This is a genomic window from Halorubrum orientale, from assembly GCF_059623105.1.
Map to the genome: position 1 here is coordinate 189,105 of NZ_JBSPSR010000007.1, position 17,399 is coordinate 206,503.

The 17,399-nt window shown below is 65.0% G+C and carries 19 protein-coding genes; 17 read left to right on the forward strand and 2 right to left on the reverse strand.

Going from position 1 to position 17,399, the window contains the following annotated elements; translation table 11 throughout:
- Positions 1-96 precede the first annotated feature (96 nt).
- The 14 genes from ACWUI7_RS09365 to ACWUI7_RS09430 all read left to right on the forward strand — a co-directional run bounded on the left by ACWUI7_RS09365 (position 97) and on the right by ACWUI7_RS09430 (position 13,871).
- Positions 97-861, forward strand: a complete 765-nt coding sequence (locus ACWUI7_RS09365; protein WP_496641956.1) for a 4-phosphopantoate--beta-alanine ligase — start codon at positions 97-99, stop codon at positions 859-861.
- An 88-nt stretch (positions 862-949) separates the two neighbouring features.
- Complete coding sequence (locus ACWUI7_RS09370; RefSeq protein ID WP_496641957.1) at positions 950-1,399, forward strand: Lrp/AsnC family transcriptional regulator; 450 nt, start codon at positions 950-952, stop codon at positions 1,397-1,399.
- 58 nt (positions 1,400-1,457) lie between these two features.
- Positions 1,458-2,615 (forward strand): DUF63 family protein, encoded by a 1,158-nt coding sequence (locus ACWUI7_RS09375; protein WP_496641958.1) that lies wholly within the window; start codon positions 1,458-1,460, stop codon positions 2,613-2,615.
- A gap of 87 nt (positions 2,616-2,702) precedes the next feature.
- Positions 2,703-3,869: a bifunctional phosphopantothenoylcysteine decarboxylase/phosphopantothenate--cysteine ligase CoaBC gene (gene coaBC, locus ACWUI7_RS09380; protein WP_496641959.1), complete on the forward strand. Its 1,167-nt coding sequence runs from the start codon at positions 2,703-2,705 to the stop codon at positions 3,867-3,869.
- Positions 3,870-4,055: 186 nt separating this feature from the next.
- Positions 4,056-5,234 (forward strand): monovalent cation/H+ antiporter subunit E, encoded by a 1,179-nt coding sequence (locus ACWUI7_RS09385; protein WP_496641960.1) that lies wholly within the window; start codon positions 4,056-4,058, stop codon positions 5,232-5,234.
- Positions 5,231-5,536: a cation:proton antiporter gene (locus ACWUI7_RS09390; RefSeq protein WP_435160391.1), complete on the forward strand. Its 306-nt coding sequence runs from the start codon at positions 5,231-5,233 to the stop codon at positions 5,534-5,536. Before ACWUI7_RS09385 ends, ACWUI7_RS09390 begins: the two co-directional genes overlap by 4 nt.
- Positions 5,536-5,862: a monovalent cation/H(+) antiporter subunit G gene (gene mnhG, locus ACWUI7_RS09395; protein ID WP_496642060.1), complete on the forward strand. Its 327-nt coding sequence runs from the start codon at positions 5,536-5,538 to the stop codon at positions 5,860-5,862. Before ACWUI7_RS09390 ends, mnhG begins: the two co-directional genes overlap by 1 nt.
- Entirely contained in the window at positions 5,859-6,464 is a 606-nt protein-coding gene (locus ACWUI7_RS09400; protein WP_496642061.1) for a DUF4040 domain-containing protein, read from the forward strand. The genes mnhG and ACWUI7_RS09400 overlap by 4 nt, the downstream gene beginning before the upstream one ends.
- Positions 6,461-7,099, forward strand: a complete 639-nt coding sequence (locus ACWUI7_RS09405; RefSeq protein WP_496641961.1) for an MnhB domain-containing protein — start codon at positions 6,461-6,463, stop codon at positions 7,097-7,099. Before ACWUI7_RS09400 ends, ACWUI7_RS09405 begins: the two co-directional genes overlap by 4 nt.
- A complete protein-coding gene (locus ACWUI7_RS09410) occupies positions 7,096-7,590 on the forward strand; it encodes a cation:proton antiporter subunit C (protein WP_496641962.1) in 495 nt (164 codons plus the stop codon). Before ACWUI7_RS09405 ends, ACWUI7_RS09410 begins: the two co-directional genes overlap by 4 nt.
- Positions 7,583-9,100 (forward strand): proton-conducting transporter transmembrane domain-containing protein, encoded by a 1,518-nt coding sequence (locus ACWUI7_RS09415; protein WP_496641963.1) that lies wholly within the window; start codon positions 7,583-7,585, stop codon positions 9,098-9,100. The genes ACWUI7_RS09410 and ACWUI7_RS09415 overlap by 8 nt, the downstream gene beginning before the upstream one ends.
- On the forward strand, positions 9,097-11,154 hold the full coding sequence (locus tag ACWUI7_RS09420) for a cation:proton antiporter (RefSeq protein WP_496641964.1): 2,058 nt from the start codon (positions 9,097-9,099) through the stop codon (positions 11,152-11,154). Before ACWUI7_RS09415 ends, ACWUI7_RS09420 begins: the two co-directional genes overlap by 4 nt.
- Positions 11,151-12,935: a Na(+)/H(+) antiporter subunit D gene (locus ACWUI7_RS09425; protein WP_496641965.1), complete on the forward strand. Its 1,785-nt coding sequence runs from the start codon at positions 11,151-11,153 to the stop codon at positions 12,933-12,935. Before ACWUI7_RS09420 ends, ACWUI7_RS09425 begins: the two co-directional genes overlap by 4 nt.
- Before the next feature lie 99 nt (positions 12,936-13,034).
- Positions 13,035-13,871 (forward strand): 5'-methylthioadenosine/S-adenosylhomocysteine nucleosidase family protein, encoded by an 837-nt coding sequence (locus tag ACWUI7_RS09430; RefSeq protein ID WP_496641966.1) that lies wholly within the window; start codon positions 13,035-13,037, stop codon positions 13,869-13,871.
- Positions 13,872-13,902: 31 nt separating this feature from the next.
- Here ACWUI7_RS09430 and ACWUI7_RS09435 read toward each other — a convergent pair whose 3' ends face one another.
- Complete coding sequence (locus tag ACWUI7_RS09435; protein ID WP_496641967.1) at positions 13,903-14,256, reverse strand: helix-turn-helix transcriptional regulator; 354 nt, start codon at positions 14,254-14,256, stop codon at positions 13,903-13,905.
- Positions 14,257-14,349: 93 nt separating this feature from the next.
- Positions 14,350-15,153, reverse strand: coding sequence for an NRDE family protein (locus tag ACWUI7_RS09440; RefSeq protein ID WP_496641968.1), 804 nt, complete (start codon positions 15,151-15,153; stop codon positions 14,350-14,352).
- 103 nt (positions 15,154-15,256) lie between these two features.
- Here ACWUI7_RS09440 and ACWUI7_RS09445 point away from each other — a divergent pair, with 103 nt between their 5' ends.
- Genes ACWUI7_RS09445 through ACWUI7_RS09455 form a run of 3 tightly spaced genes read left to right on the forward strand, consistent with a single transcriptional unit; the run spans position 15,257 to position 17,333 of the window.
- Positions 15,257-16,327, forward strand: a complete 1,071-nt coding sequence (locus ACWUI7_RS09445; protein WP_496641969.1) for a glucose 1-dehydrogenase — start codon at positions 15,257-15,259, stop codon at positions 16,325-16,327.
- Positions 16,314-16,946 (forward strand): transcriptional regulator GfcR, encoded by a 633-nt coding sequence (gene gfcR / locus ACWUI7_RS09450; RefSeq protein WP_496641970.1) that lies wholly within the window; start codon positions 16,314-16,316, stop codon positions 16,944-16,946. Before ACWUI7_RS09445 ends, gfcR begins: the two co-directional genes overlap by 14 nt.
- Before the next feature lie 42 nt (positions 16,947-16,988).
- Positions 16,989-17,333, forward strand: a complete 345-nt coding sequence (locus tag ACWUI7_RS09455) for a glutaredoxin family protein (protein ID WP_496641971.1) — start codon at positions 16,989-16,991, stop codon at positions 17,331-17,333.
- The last annotated feature ends 66 nt before the right edge of the window (positions 17,334-17,399 follow it).

Sequence of the window (17,399 nt, forward strand, 5' to 3'; positions counted from 1 at the left end):
TGCGTGTCTCGTCGACGGCAGGACTCAAGACTCGTCACCGTCGACGCATCGATCCGAGAGCGAGTGACTTTAGCTCGCGAGTCGATAACGCGCCCTATGACCGAGACGGAGGTCCCAGAGGACCACCCGCGGTACGCCTCGCTCGTCACCCGTCACCGAATCGAGGCCGGCGTCGACCGCGGGATCACCTCACGACAGGGGTTGATAGCGCAGGGGCGCGGTGAGGCGTTCGACTATCTCCTCGGCGAACGGACGCTGCCGAGTGCCGACGACGCCGAACGCGCCGCGGCCGCCGCGCTGCTCGATGCGACCGACCCGGTGCTCTCTGTGAACGGGAACGTCGTGGCGTTGGTACCCACGGCGATCGTCGAACTCGCCGACGCGGTCGATGCCGCCCTCGAGGTGAACCTCTTCAACCGAACCGACGAGCGAATGCGCGCCATCGCCGATCACCTCCGAGAGCACGGCGCAACGGAGGTGAAGGGACTGACCGGCGACGGCGATATTCCTGGCCTCTCACACGCCCGGGGCATCGTCGACGCCGACGGGATCGGCGCGGCGGACGTGGTCGTGGTCCCACTCGAAGACGGCGACCGCGCGGAGGCGCTCGCCGCCGCGGGGAAGACAGAGATCGTGATCGACCTCAATCCGGGGAGCCGGTCCGCCCGGGCAGCGGCGATCCCGATCATCGACAACGTGGTCCGGGCCGTTCCACACGTCACGGAGCACGCACGCGAACTCACGGGTGCAGAGTCGTCGACGCTCGCAGCCATCGTCGACGAGTTCGACCCGGAAGCGGCACTCGATGACGCAGAAGCGACGATCCGCGGCGGCGACTTCGGGCGCGCGACAAACGACTGAGCGACGAACGACTGGGCGACCTATTGAGCCAATACCCACGGCCGAGGCGGTCGCGTAGCTTCAAATCCCTCCGGCGACTAGCAGCGACATGGAACTCGACGAGACGGACAGAGCCATCCTCCGGATCCTCACCCGCGACGCGCGGACCCCGTTCTCGGAGATCGCCAGACGGATCGATATGTCGAGTGCGACGGTCCACGACCGCGTCGGGCGTATGGAGGACGCAGGCGTCATCGAGGGGTATCACGCGTCCGTGGACGAGCGTGCCGTGGGCTACGGCGTGCGTGCGCTCGTGGGGCTCCGCGTCGAGCAGGGTCGCGAAGAGGACGCACTGGCGCGCCTGCGAGAGATCGAAGCCGTCCAGGCGATCCACTTGACGACCGGCGAGTGGGACGTGATACTTCACGTGATAGCCAAGGACACGGACCACCTCCGCGAGCTGATGTTCGACCGAATCGCCGAGATGGACGGCTTCGCGCGCTCACAGACGATGATCATTCTCGGAACCGACTACGAGACTGACGGCCCCCCGGTGTGAACGGGAGTTGTCGGGATGGACCGGAACGCTCAACTCGCGAACTCACCGATTCGGAGCCATGAGCGTACGGGCTGTCGACCAAAGCGACCTCTCGCCGGAGCGCGTCTGGGCGGCCGTGGTCGCCGCGGTGACCGGAGTCCTCGTCGTTGGATCGATCGTCTTTCCGCGAGCCGTCTACGACCGGTTCCTCTGGCGGTACTTCTGGGGCCCCGTGGCGGCCGACGGACAGGTTGCACAGTGTGCCGTCCGACCCGCAGACGGCGGAACCCAGCTTCTCGAGAGCGCGTCGGCGTGTTCGGCAGCAGTAGCCGCGGGAGAGGTGGTCGCGTTCCCAGGGTACACAACGGTCTCGACGGTGAGCTACATCGTCGTCTTACTCGGGATGCTGATCGGGGTGGTGTTCGTACTCCGCCGGCTCGCGATCGCGACCGAGTTCCGCTTTTTTTACGCGTTGTTCCCGTTCATGCTGTTCGGCGGGGCATTGCGGACCGTCGAGGACGCTGGAATCGCCGCTCTCAGAGTCGGGACCGACCCACTTGTCACGTTTCCGTGGAGTGCACTCATTATCAGCCCATTCATTTACTTCACCGTCTTCGCCGCGACACTCGGCTGCGTGGTCGGCGCGTACGCACTCGCTGAGCGAGGACTTGTCGACGACTACGCCCGACCACTGTTTGCGGCCGGCTTGATCGCACTTGCGGCCGCGGTCGGCTACCTCGTGGTCCTCGCGGCGACGACCGAGTACGTCGTCTTTTACCCACAGGTCGTCGGATCGATACTCGTCATCGCGACGGTCTCCGCAGTCGCGACGTGGAAGCTCGCCCGGGCGCTTGTCCCCTCGATAGACCAGGGAACCGGATTTGCTGGGTTCGTAATCATCTGGGGTCACGCCGTCGACGGCGTCGCGAACGTGATCGGCTTAGACTGGATGCCAGCACTGACCGGCTCCGCGAACCTGGTTCCCAAACACGTCGTCAACGAGTTGGTCGTGACGTGGACCGGCCGGCTGCTCCCTGAGTCGGTTCTCGCGGTTACCGGCGACGCGTGGCCGTTCCTCTTGGTCAAGCTTGCGGCCGCAGCCGGCGTCGTCTGGGTGTTCAACGGTGAGCTCTATGAGGAGTCGCCACGGTACACGCTCCTGCTTCTAATCACCGTGCTCGCGGTCGGACTCGGCCCCGGTACGCGTGACATGCTCCGGGCGACGTTCGGTGTGTGACCGGCGTCAACGTCCGACCGGCATCGACCCGTGGAGCCAAGTTCGAACGACAGTTTATATCACATCGCGCCGGAAACGTTCCCGATAATGCTCAACGGGGTCAACGTCGCCCTCGGCGTTTCGGGCAGCATCGCGGCGGTGAAAGTCGTCGAGCTCGCCCACGAGCTCCGCCGCCATGGAGCAAGCGTCCGCGCGGTGATGTCGCCGGCTGCGACCTCCATCGTTCACCCGTGGGCGGTCGACTTCGCCACCGACGAGCCGGTGATCACGGAGATCACTGGCGCAGTCGAGCACGTCGAACTCTGCGGTCGCGACGGCTGGGCGGACGTGCTGCTGCTTGCGCCAGCCACTGCGAATACCGTTGGAAAAATCGCCGCCGCCGTCGACGACACACCGGTAACGACATGTGCAACGACCGCACTCGGGGCGGACGTTCCCGTCGTCATGGCACCAGCGATGCACGAACCGATGTACGATCACCCCGGTGTGCTCGACGCGCTCTCTCGGATCGAGTCGTGGGGCGTCTCACTCGTCGATCCGCGGATCGACGAGGGGAAAGCAAAGATTGCGACGGAGTCGGCCATCGTGACCGAGGTAGCTCGCGCGACGACGCCGGACCCCCTCGCAGGTGCACACATCGTCGTCACGGCGGGCGCGACGAAAGAGCAGCTTGACCCGATACGGGTACTCACGAACCGCGCGTCGGGAAAGACCGGCCGCGCTGTCGCCAGGGCGTGTTACCACCGCGGCGCCGACGTGACACTCGTCCACGACGGACCGGCGGTCCCGTATGCTGACGTGGTCGCCGTCGAGACGGCCGACGAGATGATCGACGCCTGTCGGGCGGCGGCGGCGAGCGCCGACGCGCTCGTCTCGGCGGCCGCGATAGCCGACTTTGCCACGGAGCCGGCAGACGAGAAGATCCGGTCGGGTGAGCCGCTGTCGGTGGAACTCTGGCCGACCCCCAAGCTGCTTGACGCGGTGCGAGAGCGACATCCCTCGCTGCCGCTCGTGGGGTTCAAAGCCGAGACCGACGGCGACGACGCGGCGATGGTCGCGGAGGCGGAGCAGCTCCGGGACCGCGTGGGACTCGCGTTCGTGGTCGCCAACGACGCGAGCGTGATGGGCAACGACGACACGCGCGTGCTACTTGTCGACAACGACTCATCAGAGCCGGAGGTGACATCCGGGACGAAAGAGACGGTTGCCGGCCGAATCGTCGACCGGCTTGCAGCGACGCTTGCGGATCGATGAGGGTCCACCCGATGGAGTTACCGTGCAACCGGACGAGCCTCCTGCCCGACCGCGAGACGGAACGATCACACGAGCGATACGGCTCGTGCCGTCGGGGATACAAACTGTTTTGGGCCGGTAGGGCAAGGGCTCGGATAGAAAGGACCATGTGTCTAGACACGTCCGCCGGCGGTAGGTCGGGAGGTGATGGGAGTGGCTGACGCCCCCGAGCCGCCGACCGACGGAGATGCCGTGGTGGTTCCCGTTGAGTCGACCTCGACGCTCCGGGCGACGGTCACACACCTCGCCGAGTCGGCGGCGACCGGCGAGTTCTCGTCGATCCACTTCGTCGTTTTTCCAGCGTGGCGCCGGCCCGACCCCGAGACAGCCGACGATCGGGACGTCGTCGACCGGCTCCTCGAACGGGTCCAGACGTGGGCCGAGGCTGACCTCGAAGATGCCGACGGCATCCGCGTCGACGACGTGCCGATCGTGACGGCCGTCGTTGGCGACGACGAGTACCTTTTTGGCCTGGACGACTACGCCCGACGGCTTATCGGGTACGCCGACGCAAACGGCGTCGGAACGGTCGTACTCGACCCCGAGTACACGCCGGTGGGAAACACGACGCTGCTCCAGCCGCTGGAGTTCGCGCTCGCCGACACCTCACTCGCCGTCCGAGAGGCGCCGGTCTCCCGGCCGAGTCGCGGCGAGCGGCTCAGACGGGAGGCGACGGGGCCGCGGTTCGCGGCCATCTTCGCGCTGTCATTCGGGTTCTATCTCACGCTCGGCGACCCAACGTACTGGTTCGACCTCGTGACTGGCGTCGCGAGCGCGACGATTGTGGCCATCACACTCTCACAGATCAGTCTCGACGCCGACCCCGTTGTGCCACGGACTCCGATGCGGATCCTCCGCGGGCTCGTCTACGTCCCAGTACTCCTCTTCGAGATCGTGAAGTCGAACGTCGTCGTCGCGCGCGTGATCCTCGACCCTCGGTTGCCGATAGACCCGACATTGAATCGGATGCACGTCATCGTCGGCCGTGGGCTGCCGCTGACGACGCTCGCGAACTCGATCACGTTGACCCCGGGCACACTAACGGTTCGTGCCCGCGATGGTAACCTCTATGTCCACTCACTCATCCCGTGGGCTCGTGAGGGGCTCTTCGATGGCTCACTAGAGCGATGGACTCGGTTCGTGTTCTACGGCCGGGGGGCAGCCAGACTGCCGACACCCCGTGAACGTGACGACGTCGACGTGTTTCAGGGCCCGGAGGCGACGGCTCCGTACCCGACGGCGCGGGGTGATGGCGGCGATGAAGACAAGGGATCGAAAAGCGTGGTTGACGTCGACTCATCAAACCCCGAGGTGACAGCCGAGTGAGTCTCGTTGACGCCACGCTCGTGTCTGGGTACACGCTCGGGGAGTTCCTCCTCGTCGTGGCCGCGGCGTTCGTCGCACTGGCTATCGGGATGCTCTACCGTGCGGTTCGTGGGCCAACGATGCAAGACCGAGTGCTCGCGGTGAACGTCCTCGGGACGAACACCGTCGTGATCCTCGCGCTGCTCGGGGCCGCACTCGCGGAGCCGACGTTCCTCGACATCGCCCTGGTCTACGCGTTGTTGAACTTCCTCGTGGCGATAGCCATCTCGAAGTTCACCGTTGAGCGAGGTGGTGTGCTGTGATAGACGCTTTCGGGCCGATCCGGCTCGCCGCGATCGTCGTCTGCAGCCTGCTCGGGCTGTTTTTCACCTTCGTTTCGATGGCTGGCGTGCTCCGGCTGCCGGACGTGTACGCGCGGGCACACACGGCTTCACAGGCAGACACGCTTGGCGCCGGATTCGCGCTCACGGCGGTCGCACTCGTGCTCGGGCCGGGTGGAGCCGGGTACAAGTCCGTGCTGTTGTTGTTTTTCATCTTCGTGACCAACCCGACGGCTGCACACGCTATCGCGCGGGCAGCCTACGAGGAGGGGATCGTGCCGTGGACGAAGGGGGACGAGCGGCGATGATCGGCGCGACCGCAACCTCGGCTGTCGCCGCCGCGGGCGCCCCCGTTACGCCGACCGTCGCGCAGGTGACACCCATCGAGGCGAGCCTCCTCGTCTTCGTCGTGGTCACGGCGCTCGCGACGGCGCTCGCTCGCGACGTGCTCGCCGCAGTCATCGTCTTCGGGGCGTACAGTCTCGGGATGGCGGCGCTGTACGTCTTCTACCGGGCGCCGGACGTCGCACTGACCGAGGCGGCGATCTCCGCGGGCGTGACGACGGTCCTCCTGTTGCTCACGCTTGCGAAGACGACGCGAATCGAACACGAGGCCGCCTTCGAGTCTGTCAACTACCCGGCGGCCGCGGCGGCCGGGCTGCTCTTCGTCGGGCTCGCGCTTATCACAGCCGATATTCCGGCGGTTGGTTCGCCGGATGCACCAGTGTGGAGTAATCCCGACGTCACCCAGTGGTACCTCTCGGAGACGTATGCCGTCACGGGTGTCGAAAACACCGTGATGGCAGTGCTGGCTGCGTTCCGCGGGTTCGATACATTCGGGGAAGCAGTCGTCGTCTTCGCAGCGGGAATCGCCGCGCTCATCGTCCTCCGCCAGGAGGTATTCACATGAGCGACGCGTCGGAGCCCGATGGAAGACGTGAGACGATCGACTCGGAAGATCGCGTCGATGGGACGTCACCGACGAGCCCGACGTCTAGAAGCGATCGGCTCGGAACGACCCCCCAGCAGGGGACCCCGTACACGGAGAGTCAAGTTATCATGTCGACCGTGAAGTTCGTGTCGCCGTTCGCGCTCACCTATGGATTGTTCGTCACCTTCCACGGAGGCGGGTCGCCAGGCGGTGGGTTCCAAGGAGGTGCGATCGCGGCTGCGGTCGTCTTCATGATCGCATTCGCGTTCGGGATCGACGCGACGCGACGGTGGCTGGCGAACACGGTTGTCGTCGGACTCGCCGTCGGCGGCACGCTCGTCTTCGCCACAATCGGACTCGTTCCGCTCGCACTCGGCGGCGCATTCTTACAGTACGATCTGCTGCCCGTACCCCTACTCGACCCAGTGAAGTACGGGATGGAGGCCGTTGAGATTCTTGGCATCGCGACCATCGTGAGCGGTGTGCTTACCGGGCTCTTCTTCGTGCTGGCGAGCGGGTTCAACCGCGATGGGCTCGACGAGTCGGTCGTCAGCCGGCAGGGAAACAGCGACACAGACGCCGACCGGGGAGCCCACGAGCGAGGTGAGTCATGATACCGATCTCGGCTGTCGACGGTACCACCGCAGTTGGCGTCCTTGCCTTGACGACCGCGTTCGACGTCATCACCACGCGACATGCGTACGTCGCGTTCGCGTTGCTCTTATGTACCGGCCTCTACGTACTCATTGCGAGTCCGAACCTGGTAAAGAAGATAATCGGGCTCAACCTGTTTCAGACGGCTATCTTCCTGTTGTTCGTCACGTCGGGGTACGTCGAGGGCGGGTCGATTCCGATTGTCTATCCCGACGCTGCAGGTGGTCCGTACGTCAGTCCGCTCCCGCACGTGATCGTGCTTACAGCTATCGTCGTCGGCGTGAGCCTCACGGCTGTCGGTCTCGCGCTCTGTCTCCGGATATACGACGAGTACGGAACGCTCCGGGTTGATACGCTCCGCGAGTTGCTCCGCGAGGAAGGGACCCTCCCGGCCGGCCCGGAAGCCGGTAGGCGGACCTCGGACGCGAACAGAGGTGAGTCCCGTGAGTGAGATCCTGTTGCCGTTGGCCGTCGCCGTTCCGATTGTGGCGGCAACGCTGCCGATCGCCGCCGGACGCCGCTTCGACGCCATCGGCTGGCCGGTCGCCGCCCTGACGACGACAGCGGTCGTTGCGATGGCCGGAACGGTCGCACGCGAGGTGTACGGAACCGGTCCCTTCGACCACGAGCTCGGCGGGTACGCGCCGCCGATCGGGATCGAGCTCGTCGCAGACGAGTTCTCGGCAGCGGTGTTCCTGCTCGTCGCGCTCGTCTCGGCGGCGACGCTAGTGTTCACGCGCGTCGTCGGTCCCCGTCGAAACACCTTCTACAGCGCGTACCTGCTTTTAACCGGCGGGCTCGTCGGGGTCTCGCTCACCGGAGACTTGTTCAACTTATTCGTCTTCTTAGAGATCGTCGGACTGACGACGTACGCGCTCATTGCAGCCGACCGGTCGGGAGTGAGTGCGTATGCGTCGTTGAAGTATCTCGTCGTAGGGACCGTTGGCGCGTCGCTGTACCTCACAGGCGTCGGGTACGTATTCCTGGCCACGGGAACGCTAAATATGGCCGACGTGAGCACACAGCTCTCAGCGGTGGGGTACACCGATCCGCTCGTGCAGACAGGGTACGCCCTGATCGCCGTCGGCTTCGCGTTGAAGATGGCGTTGTTTCCGGTCCACACCTGGCAGCCGGACGCCTATCAGCGCGCACCGGACGCCGTCACGACGGTCGTCGCGGCACTCGTCTCTACGGTCAGCGCGTACGCACTCCTCCGGGTGAGCTACTCGGTGTTCACTGTCGACTTCCTCGCCGCGAACGACGCGATCACGACGGGGATACTCGTCGTCTCTGGCGTCTCGATCCTCGCCGGGTCCGCGCTCGCGGCGATGCAGTCTGACCTCAAGCGGATGTTTGCGTATTCCTCTGTGGCACAGTTCGGGCTGATCGCCGCGACCGTTGGGATCGCCACCGAGACGGCGCTGCTTGGTGGGATCGTCCACCTGCTCGGCCACGGGCTGTTGAAGTTCGGGCTGTTTTTGGGTATCGGACTGCTCGCCGCCGGCTACGGCGTGCGGCACGTGGCCGACCTCGCGAGCCTGGCCAGGGACGCGCCGCTGGCGTCCGGGTCGCTCGCGGTACTCGCGCTCGCCCTCGTCGGGATCCCGCCGTCGATCGGTTTCCTCGGTAAGTGGTACGTGGCCCTTGGCGCGGTCCAGGCAGGCGGGACGACCGGCGGTATCGCTGGGGTCGCAATCGCGGCGGTCGTGTTGGTGAGTACGCTGTTCACGCTCGCGTACGTCGCCCGCGTCCTCGAACGACTTTACTTCGCCGGCGTGGACCGGTCAATTTCCGTCGTCCACGATATCGGAGCCGTTCCCGACGGCGGCCGTTCCGGGAGACTCCCCATGGCCCCGTTGGTCGTGCTCGTCGTCACGGCGATCGCGGCAGTTGGACTCGGCTTTGCGGGGGCCGGGTTCGAATCGCTTCTCGACCCGTTCCTCACAGAGGTATTCGCATGACTGACGCACTCATTCAGGACCCACGTCCGCTGCTCGCCGTGCTCGTCTCACTCGTCGCGAGCGGCTTCATCCTCGCGTCGTACCGGTCACCAAATATCCGCGAGGCGTGGACGCTCCTCGCGGCGGTTGTGAAGTTCGCTGTCGTCGCCTCAATGCTCCCGGGGGTGCTAGAGGGGACCGTCTTCGAGTGGACAGTAATTGAGTTGGTGTCGGGGGTGCCCTTCGTACTCAGAGCAGATGCACTCGGCATGCTCTTTGCGGTGCTTGCGTCGGGGTTGTGGATCATCACCTCCCTGTACAGTATCGGTTACATGCGCGGGAACGACGAGACGAACCAGACGCGGTACTTCGCGGCGTTTGCCGTCTCGCTTTCAGCGACCATGGGGATCGCGTTCGCGGGCAACCTCGTGACGATCTTCGTCTTCTACGAGCTATTGTCGATCGCGACGTATCCGCTCGTCGCTCACGACGAGACCGACGAGGCACGGTCGGCCGGCCGGAAGTACCTCGCGTACACGTTGTTCGGCGGTGGTGTCCTCGTGCTCGCCGGTACCGTGCTCGTGTACTGGCTCACCGGCACGGTGTCGTTCACCGCTGGCGGAATCGACGAGCTTGCTGCCGCCGATCCCGGGCTTGCGATGCTCGCGTTCTTCCTGTTGGCGATCGGGTTCGGAGTCAAAGCGGGAATCATGCCGTTACACCAGTGGCTTCCCGAGGCGATGGTCGCACCGACACCTGTCTCTGGGTTGTTGCACGCGGTCGCGGTCGTGAAGTCGGGCGCGTTCGGGGTCTCGCGAGTCGTCCTTGACGTGTTCGGGCCGGAGCTCGTCTTCGACCTCTCGCTGCCGTTTGGCTTCTCTGCGGGGCTCGTGCTCTCGACGATCGGCGCGATCACGCTGACGGCTGCATCCTTTATCGCGTTGCGGAAAGATCACTTGAAACAGCGGCTCGCGTACTCGACGGTGAGCCAGTTGAGCTATATCATCTTGGGGCTCGGGCTCTTCGGCTGGTACGGGCTCGTTGGGGCGCTGTTACACATCCCAGCACATGCGTTCATGAAACTCACTTTGTTCTTCTGTGCGGGCAACCTCCACGTCTCGACGCACACGGACTACATCTCCGAGATGGCGGGGATCGGCAAGCGGATGCCGCTAACGATGGGTGCGTTCACCGTCGCCTCGCTTGGCATGGCGGGCATTCCGCTCGTCGCTGGGTTTGTAAGCAAGTACTACATGTTGCTCGGCGGGATCCAGATGGGTGCGGAGTTGACCCCGGTCGCGTACTACCTCGTCGGCGCGCTGTTGCTCTCTGGTGTGTTGAACATCGCGTACTTCTGGCCGGTAATCTACACCGCGTTCTTCGAGGCCGAAGACGACCACGACGCTAAGCCACTCGTCAACTTCCGGATCGGCGGTGAGTCGCGCTCGACACTGGGAGGCGGTGAGCACAACGCAGGTGATGACGTGGTGATCGATGGGCGCCACGCAGGTGATGACGTGGTGATCGATGGGCGCCACGCAGGTGACGATGTGGCGACCGATGGCGGCGATGAAGATGACGAATCTGACGCGGAGTCCGTGGACACACCGACCGACGAGACGGGAGTCGTCCGCCCGGACTTTTCTCCGGCTGACCGGGACTTTTCAGAGCCCGCAGCGCGCGTGGACACCGGTGAGTACGCCGTCGACCAATCGCCGTCGGACGCGGACGTCCCGTTCGGGGTGGGACACGGCGAGGCCGTCGAAACCACGAACCGCGACGAGCGTTCGAGTGACCACGACGTTGATCAGGACGGCGGCGGCGGCGGGCATCACGGCACCGACGAGGGTCATGGCGGTGACCATCACGGTGGGCCGCCGGTGGGAGGCTGGCGGCACATCCAAGGGGTCGACGTCTTCCGAGGACACGAGTCGTCCTGGTTCACCCTTGGTCCGATCCTCACAGCGATGAGTCTCGCCGTCCTGCTTGGTGTGATACCGTACGAGCTCGGCTTCTTAGAGCTGATCGAGCTCGTCGTCGACACGCGGCTTCCCGCTGAGGTGATGCGGCCATGATGGGGCTACTCACGGCGGTTCCTCCGTACCTCGTGGTAGCGGCCGCGGCATTGTTCGTGCTCGCGCTTCCACGACGGGCGGGCCACACGGTCGCTGCGCTCTCGACCGCGTACGTCTTCGCGCAGGCCGTCCTCCTCGGTGACGGCGGCCACGGCGCACACCTTGCGACGCAGTTCCTCGGCTTCGACGTGGTGTTGTTCAACGTCGACCCGTTCTCGCTGTTGATGGGGGTCGTTGTCGGGTTCTTAGCGACCGCTGCGGTGGTGTACGCGTACGGCTCTTCGGCGCCGACGTGGGTGACTGCGTTCGCACTGGTGTACGTCTCTACGACGCTCGGGACCGTGTACGCCGGTGACTGGCTCACCCTCGTGTTCTTCTGGGAGCTGATGGCTGTCACCAGTACGCTTCTCGTGTGGCAACACGGTGGCGCCGCGGTTCGAGCAGGCTACCGGTACGCGCTGTTCCACGGGATTGGCGGTACGTTTCTGCTCGCCGCCGTCGTCGTCCACGGCGCGTCGATGCTCGGCAGCGTACCAGCCGACGCGGTGTTCCGCTTTTCGTCCACCACGGGTGTTCACGCGAGTGCAACGGTGCTCGCCGCCATCGGGATTGGCGTCAACTGTGGGTTCCCCTTCCTCCACACGTGGCTGCCGGACACCTATCCCCGTCCACACATCGCCGCCTCGGTGTTTCTCTCCGTGTTCACGACGAAGACGGCCGCGTACGTCATGTACCGTGCGTTCCCCGAGGGCGGGATGTGGCTCGCGTACCTCGGTGGGATTATGGCCGTCTACGGCGCGTTCTTCGCGTTGTTGCAGTACGACCCGCGTCGATTGCTTTCGTATCACATCCAGGCGCAGCTCGGGTACATGTTGGCCGGGTTCGGGCTGGCGACGGCCGTCGGTGAGTTCGCCGTCACCGGCGGATTCGCACACCTCTTCAACAACGTGTTGTACAAGAGTCTGCTCTTCATGGCCGTCGGCGTCGTCGTCTACCGGACCGGGGTCGAAGATATCAGAGACCTCGGCGGGCTCTGGCGGGTGATGCCGGTCACGTTCCTCGTCTACCTCGTCGGTGCGGCTTCCATTACAGCCGTGCCGGGGTTCAACGGCTTCATCTCGAAGGGAATGGTGCTCGATTCCGCCCACGAGGTTCACCTCGTCGAACTCCCCGGGGGCGGGCTGCTCTGGTGGTTATTGATCCTTGGAGGCATCGGCACGTTCATGTCGTTCATCAAGCTCGGCTACTACGTGTTCTTCCACGGCTCGGCGTCGCTCTCACCGGATGACGCCACACCGTTCCAGACGGTCGGGATGGCGCTGGCCGCCGGGGCATGCGTCTTCTTCGGGGTCTTCTACGGGCAGCTGATAGAGGTGATGCCGTTCACCGATATCATCCGCAGCGAGGCGGTGTACTTCAAACCGTACAGCCAGAGCCACCTGACCGAAAGCGGGGCGCTTCTGGTCGCCGGGTTTATTGGGTTCTTCACGCTGAAACGTCCGCTCGGATGGCTCGCTCACCGGATACGCGATGTCGACGCGGTGACCTATCCGGGGGCGTTCGTGCTCGGGCGCGCGACGGTACGGGGCGTCACGGAGCTGTGGGCCGCCGTTGACCGCATCGTGATGCGGCTGGCCGGGACGACGATGCGTACCGCGATGGATCCGCGAGGGTCACTCGCGGCTGTCGGCGTACACGTCGAGATTCGTGCCGGCATCGGCCGAAGCGTCTTGTTCTTGACGCTGGCTGCGGCACTCGCGCTGCTCGCTACACTCGTGTGACCGCAAGCGGCTCCGAGCGGTCGACGACGATCGTATATCGTCGGTGACGATCGTTGCGAGCCGACACGCTCATACCGCTGCCGGTCGCGTAGCGATTCGATGGTCGTTGACCTTCAGGCACTCGTACTCCCGGCGTTCGACGGGCTTGACGCCGCGCCGATAGACGGAGAGCTCGGACCGTGGCGAGCGGCGTACGACCTCAACCAACGCGTCGACGTGCCGGGTGTCGACGCACCGCTCCGGCACGACGGGGCAGGGCTTGCCGTCGTCCCGACGGGCGTCGGGAAGGTCGCTGCCGCGTCGACGACTGCGGCCCTGTGTGCCAGCGAGGCCGTCTCGCTTTCGGATGCGCTCGTGTTGTCTGTTGGTATCGCCGGCGCGCCACCGGACCTCCCGATTGGGTCCGTTGTGCTCGCGGATAGCATCGTTGACTGGGATGATAAGTGTCGATTCGACGACGACAGAGCCGAACCGCCGATCGAACCCGACCCGTACACCGGTACTGCCGGAGTAATCGATCTTGATTCAGCACTCGTCGCGCGCGCCGCGTCGCTCGGTGAGACGGTGTCGCTCGTCGGTGACGAGCCGACAGCGGAGCCAACGCTGACGGTGGGAACGAACGTGTGTGCAGACGAGCTGTGGCACGGCCGTCAGCTCGCAAGACAGGTGACGCAGTTCGTCGACGATCGGGACCGCGGACCGTACCGGGCGACCGAGATGGAAGATGCCGGGACCGTGGGGGCGCTTCGGCGGTTCGGCCTCGCGGACCGCTATCTCAGCGTGCGTGGCATATCGAATCACGACCGCCCGGAGCCGGGGACGGCCGCGCGTGACTCGTTTTTCGGCGCGGAGGCGGCCGATTCGGCGTCAGCATTCCGTGCCGGAATTGAGAGCGCCGTGCGGGTAGCTAGAGCCATCGTTGATGATGCGCGGTGAACGCCAGGGGGTGTGGGGCGTCGGTGCCGCCTCAATACTCCTCGTACGCGAGGTTCATCAGCCACTGCGAGAAGGCATCTGACTGCGGGTCGACCTCTTCTTCACCAATGAACGGCGACAGCATATCACCGGCCATGAGCAGTGTAAAATCGAGGTCGCGCGGGGCAGGCTCGAGATAGTACGTGTTGTGGCCGTCGTACACCGCGCTCTCACGCTGGATCAGTCCGGACTCCTGTAGCGCCTCGGCGATGCGGCTCCCTTTCCGCGAGGAGACGTCCAGTTCCTTCCAAAAGTCGCTCTGGTGGATACCGCCCGTCTCGCGGATGAGGTCGAGCCCCTCTCGCTCGTCAGCGGAGAGATCTGACTCCAATTCGGACGCGCTCATATCCAGACAGCCGCCTGCGAGTCGCTTAAAGCTGGCTTTCTACCCCGTGATGCCGGTTGGTTCCGGTGAGCGCTGGGCGTCAGCGGTGGTGGCTCACGACGACTCTGCAGACGCGTCGTCCACGCTGCCTGGGGCGCTCTCGGCGAACGCGTCTGGGACCTCGACAGACTCGACTGGTGTCGAACACGGTGGACCGTCCGCGAAACCCATCGTCGGATCAGGTCCTGTGCGGAGGCGCGTGAGCGAGCGCGTGCCGAATCGGTCGCCGTGGAGACACGCACCGGAGTCGTGGTCGGCGAGGACGGCTGTGGCGCGGTCGAGCCAGTTGGCGCTCGATTCACCAGGGTTCGGGACGACTGTCGCCGCGATACGGCGGACGCTGTCCGCTCGCCGAGTGCCGGCCTCGGCGCGCGTCTCAGGGATCGAAAACGCCGCTCGCCCGTTACACACCGACCCGACATTCCCGACGACGTGTACTCCAGGAGCGAGCGGTGTGACAGCGAGTGAACCGTCGTACGCCAGCTGGAAGGCGGCGACATCGTCGGCGATGAGCAGCGTAAAGCCATCGTACGCTCGCTCGGCGACATCGTGCTCGACGATGCGCACGGCCGCTTCGGCGGTCGGCCGTCGGAGGCAGTCGGCGACGAGGTGACCTCGGGATCGGTCGCCGTCTCGGTCCGCGTCGAGCCACCGGTTGGCGACCGCGGCGACCGTCCCCGAGTCACCGAGGCCGATCCAGGTTCCGCCCGCCGTTCGATCGCGCGGTGCGAGGTACCGGTCGTCGTCACCACGAAGCGCGGGCGGATCAGAGGGGCGACCGTACGCCTCATCGCGAGTGGCCGAAAGCGCCACCGGTGCGTCCTCGAATGTCTGCCAGGCGAGCGTGAGGGTGCACACGGCGCGGTGTCAGGTGGGTGGACACAAAAGCCAGTCGGTGGGCACTATAGGGTTAACTCGAATCGTAAGAAATCTTTTAGCCGCGTGGAGCCTCGAACGCGCCATGAAAGCGATCGCGGTCTACGAGGGTGGAGACGAGCCGGTGGTCGTCGAGAAGCCGCGACCGGAACCCGCGGCCGGCGAGGCGCTCGTCCGTACGCTTCGTGTTGGCGTCGACGGCACCGACCACGAGGTGATAGCCGGTGCACACGGCGAGCCACCGGCTGGTGAAGACCACCTCGTGCTCGGTCACGAGGCGGTTGGCGTGGTTGTCGACCCGAACGGTACACGGTTCGCTGTCGGTGACGTCGTCGCGCCGACGGTACGTCGGCCACCGGACGGCGGAAACGAGTACTTCGCGCGGGGAGAGCCAGATATGGCACCGAACGGAGCGTACCACGAGCGCGGCATCGTGGGCGCACACGGCTTCATGGCCGAATACTTCACCAGCCCAGAAGCGTTCCTCGTCGACGTGCCGCCAGCCCTCGCCGAGTGGGGGTTCCTCGTCGAACCGGTGTCGATTACAGAGAAAGCAGTCGAACAGGCGTTTACAAGCCGAAGCGCGTTCGAGTGGACGCCGGAATCTGTACTCGTGTTGGGGAACGGCTCGCTCGGCCTGCTCACAGCGTCGGTGCTCGACGATACGTTCGATCGGGTCTACTGTCTCGGCCGACGCGAGCGGCCGGATCCGACGATCGACGTGATCGAGTCGATTGGCGCGACGTACGTGAACTCGACGAAGACACCCGTATCGGCGGTCCCAGACGTGTACGAGCCAATCGACTTCGTCTTTGAGGCGACCGGGTACCCGCCACACGCCTTCGAGAGCATCGACGCGCTCGCGCCGAATGGGGTGGCCGCGCTGTTGGGTGTCCCCAGCAATATGAACGTGGAGATCGACGCCGGTCGCCTCCACCGCGAGCTCGTGCTCCACAACAAGGCGCTCATTGGGAGCGTCAACTCCGGTTACGAGCACTTCGAGGCCGCCGTCGACTCGTTGGGGTCGCTCTCTGTGTCTTTTCTCTCGGACCTCGTCACTGGTGTGTACTCGCTTGAGTCGTTCGAGGCGTCCTTCGTAGATGACGACACGACTATTAAAACGGCGATCGAATTTGCCGCGTATGAAGAACGTTGACGACCTCATCGACAGCGCAGCGGAGCTCGCCGACCACGGCCTCTCGAAGGGTGAGATTGCCGACGAGTTGAACGTCTCACGAGAGACTGCGAGTTGGCTCGTTGAGCGTGGCGGTGGCAGTGGGAGCCAGGCTAGCGCCGTCGACACTGCCTCGTCGGCCGATATTCACGTGGATTGGTCCGCGATCGGGCGCGATTCGACGCGGCTCACCTTCGCTGCGCGCGCGATGGCCGACCTCTTGGCGAAACAGGGTGAAGCCGTCGACCTGACCGTCGGAATCGAAAAGGCCGGCGCGCCGCTCGCGACGGCCGTGGCCCGTGAGCTGGACACCGACCTCGGGACGTACGCGCCCGCAAAGCACCAGTGGGAAGAGGGCGACATTCCCGAACACGGTGGCGGGTTCTCTAGAAACTTCGCGGCGATCCGCGACCGCGACTGTTACGTCGTCGACGACATCGTCACTTCGGGCACGACGATGCGTGAGAGCATCGAGGCGATTCGAGAACACGGCGGGGAGCCGGTCGCGTGTGTCGTGCTCGTGGATAAGTTCGGCTACGACGCAATCGAGGGCGTTCCGCTCTACTCGCTCGTCGATGTCGTCAGCGTCGGCCGGGAGTGATCGGCCGGAATTCATTTGGGCCGGCGTCGCGTACCGCAGGGCATGACGTTCCAACCTGGTACCGACGTGGATCCCGAGACGATACATGCAGATGTCGACGAGACGATAGCTGAGAACGACGTTGTCCTCTTCATGAAGGGGAACCGGCTGATGCCACAGTGTGGGTACTCTCAACGAGCCGTCGAACTGATCGGCCAACACGTCGAGGAGTTCGAGACCGTCGACGTGCTCCCCGCACTGGACGCGTACCGCGAGGCCCTCGAAGCCCACAGCGGATGGGAGACCATACCACAGACGTTCGTCGATGGCTCGTTCGTCGGCGGGAGCGACATTCTCGCGGAACTCGACGAGCGGGGCGAGTTGGCCACCGAACTCGGTGTCGAATGAGCTATTTCGACGCCGTCGGTGAGCCGCCCCACGATCAAACGCTGGTCACCGGATCGGCCGAAGAGT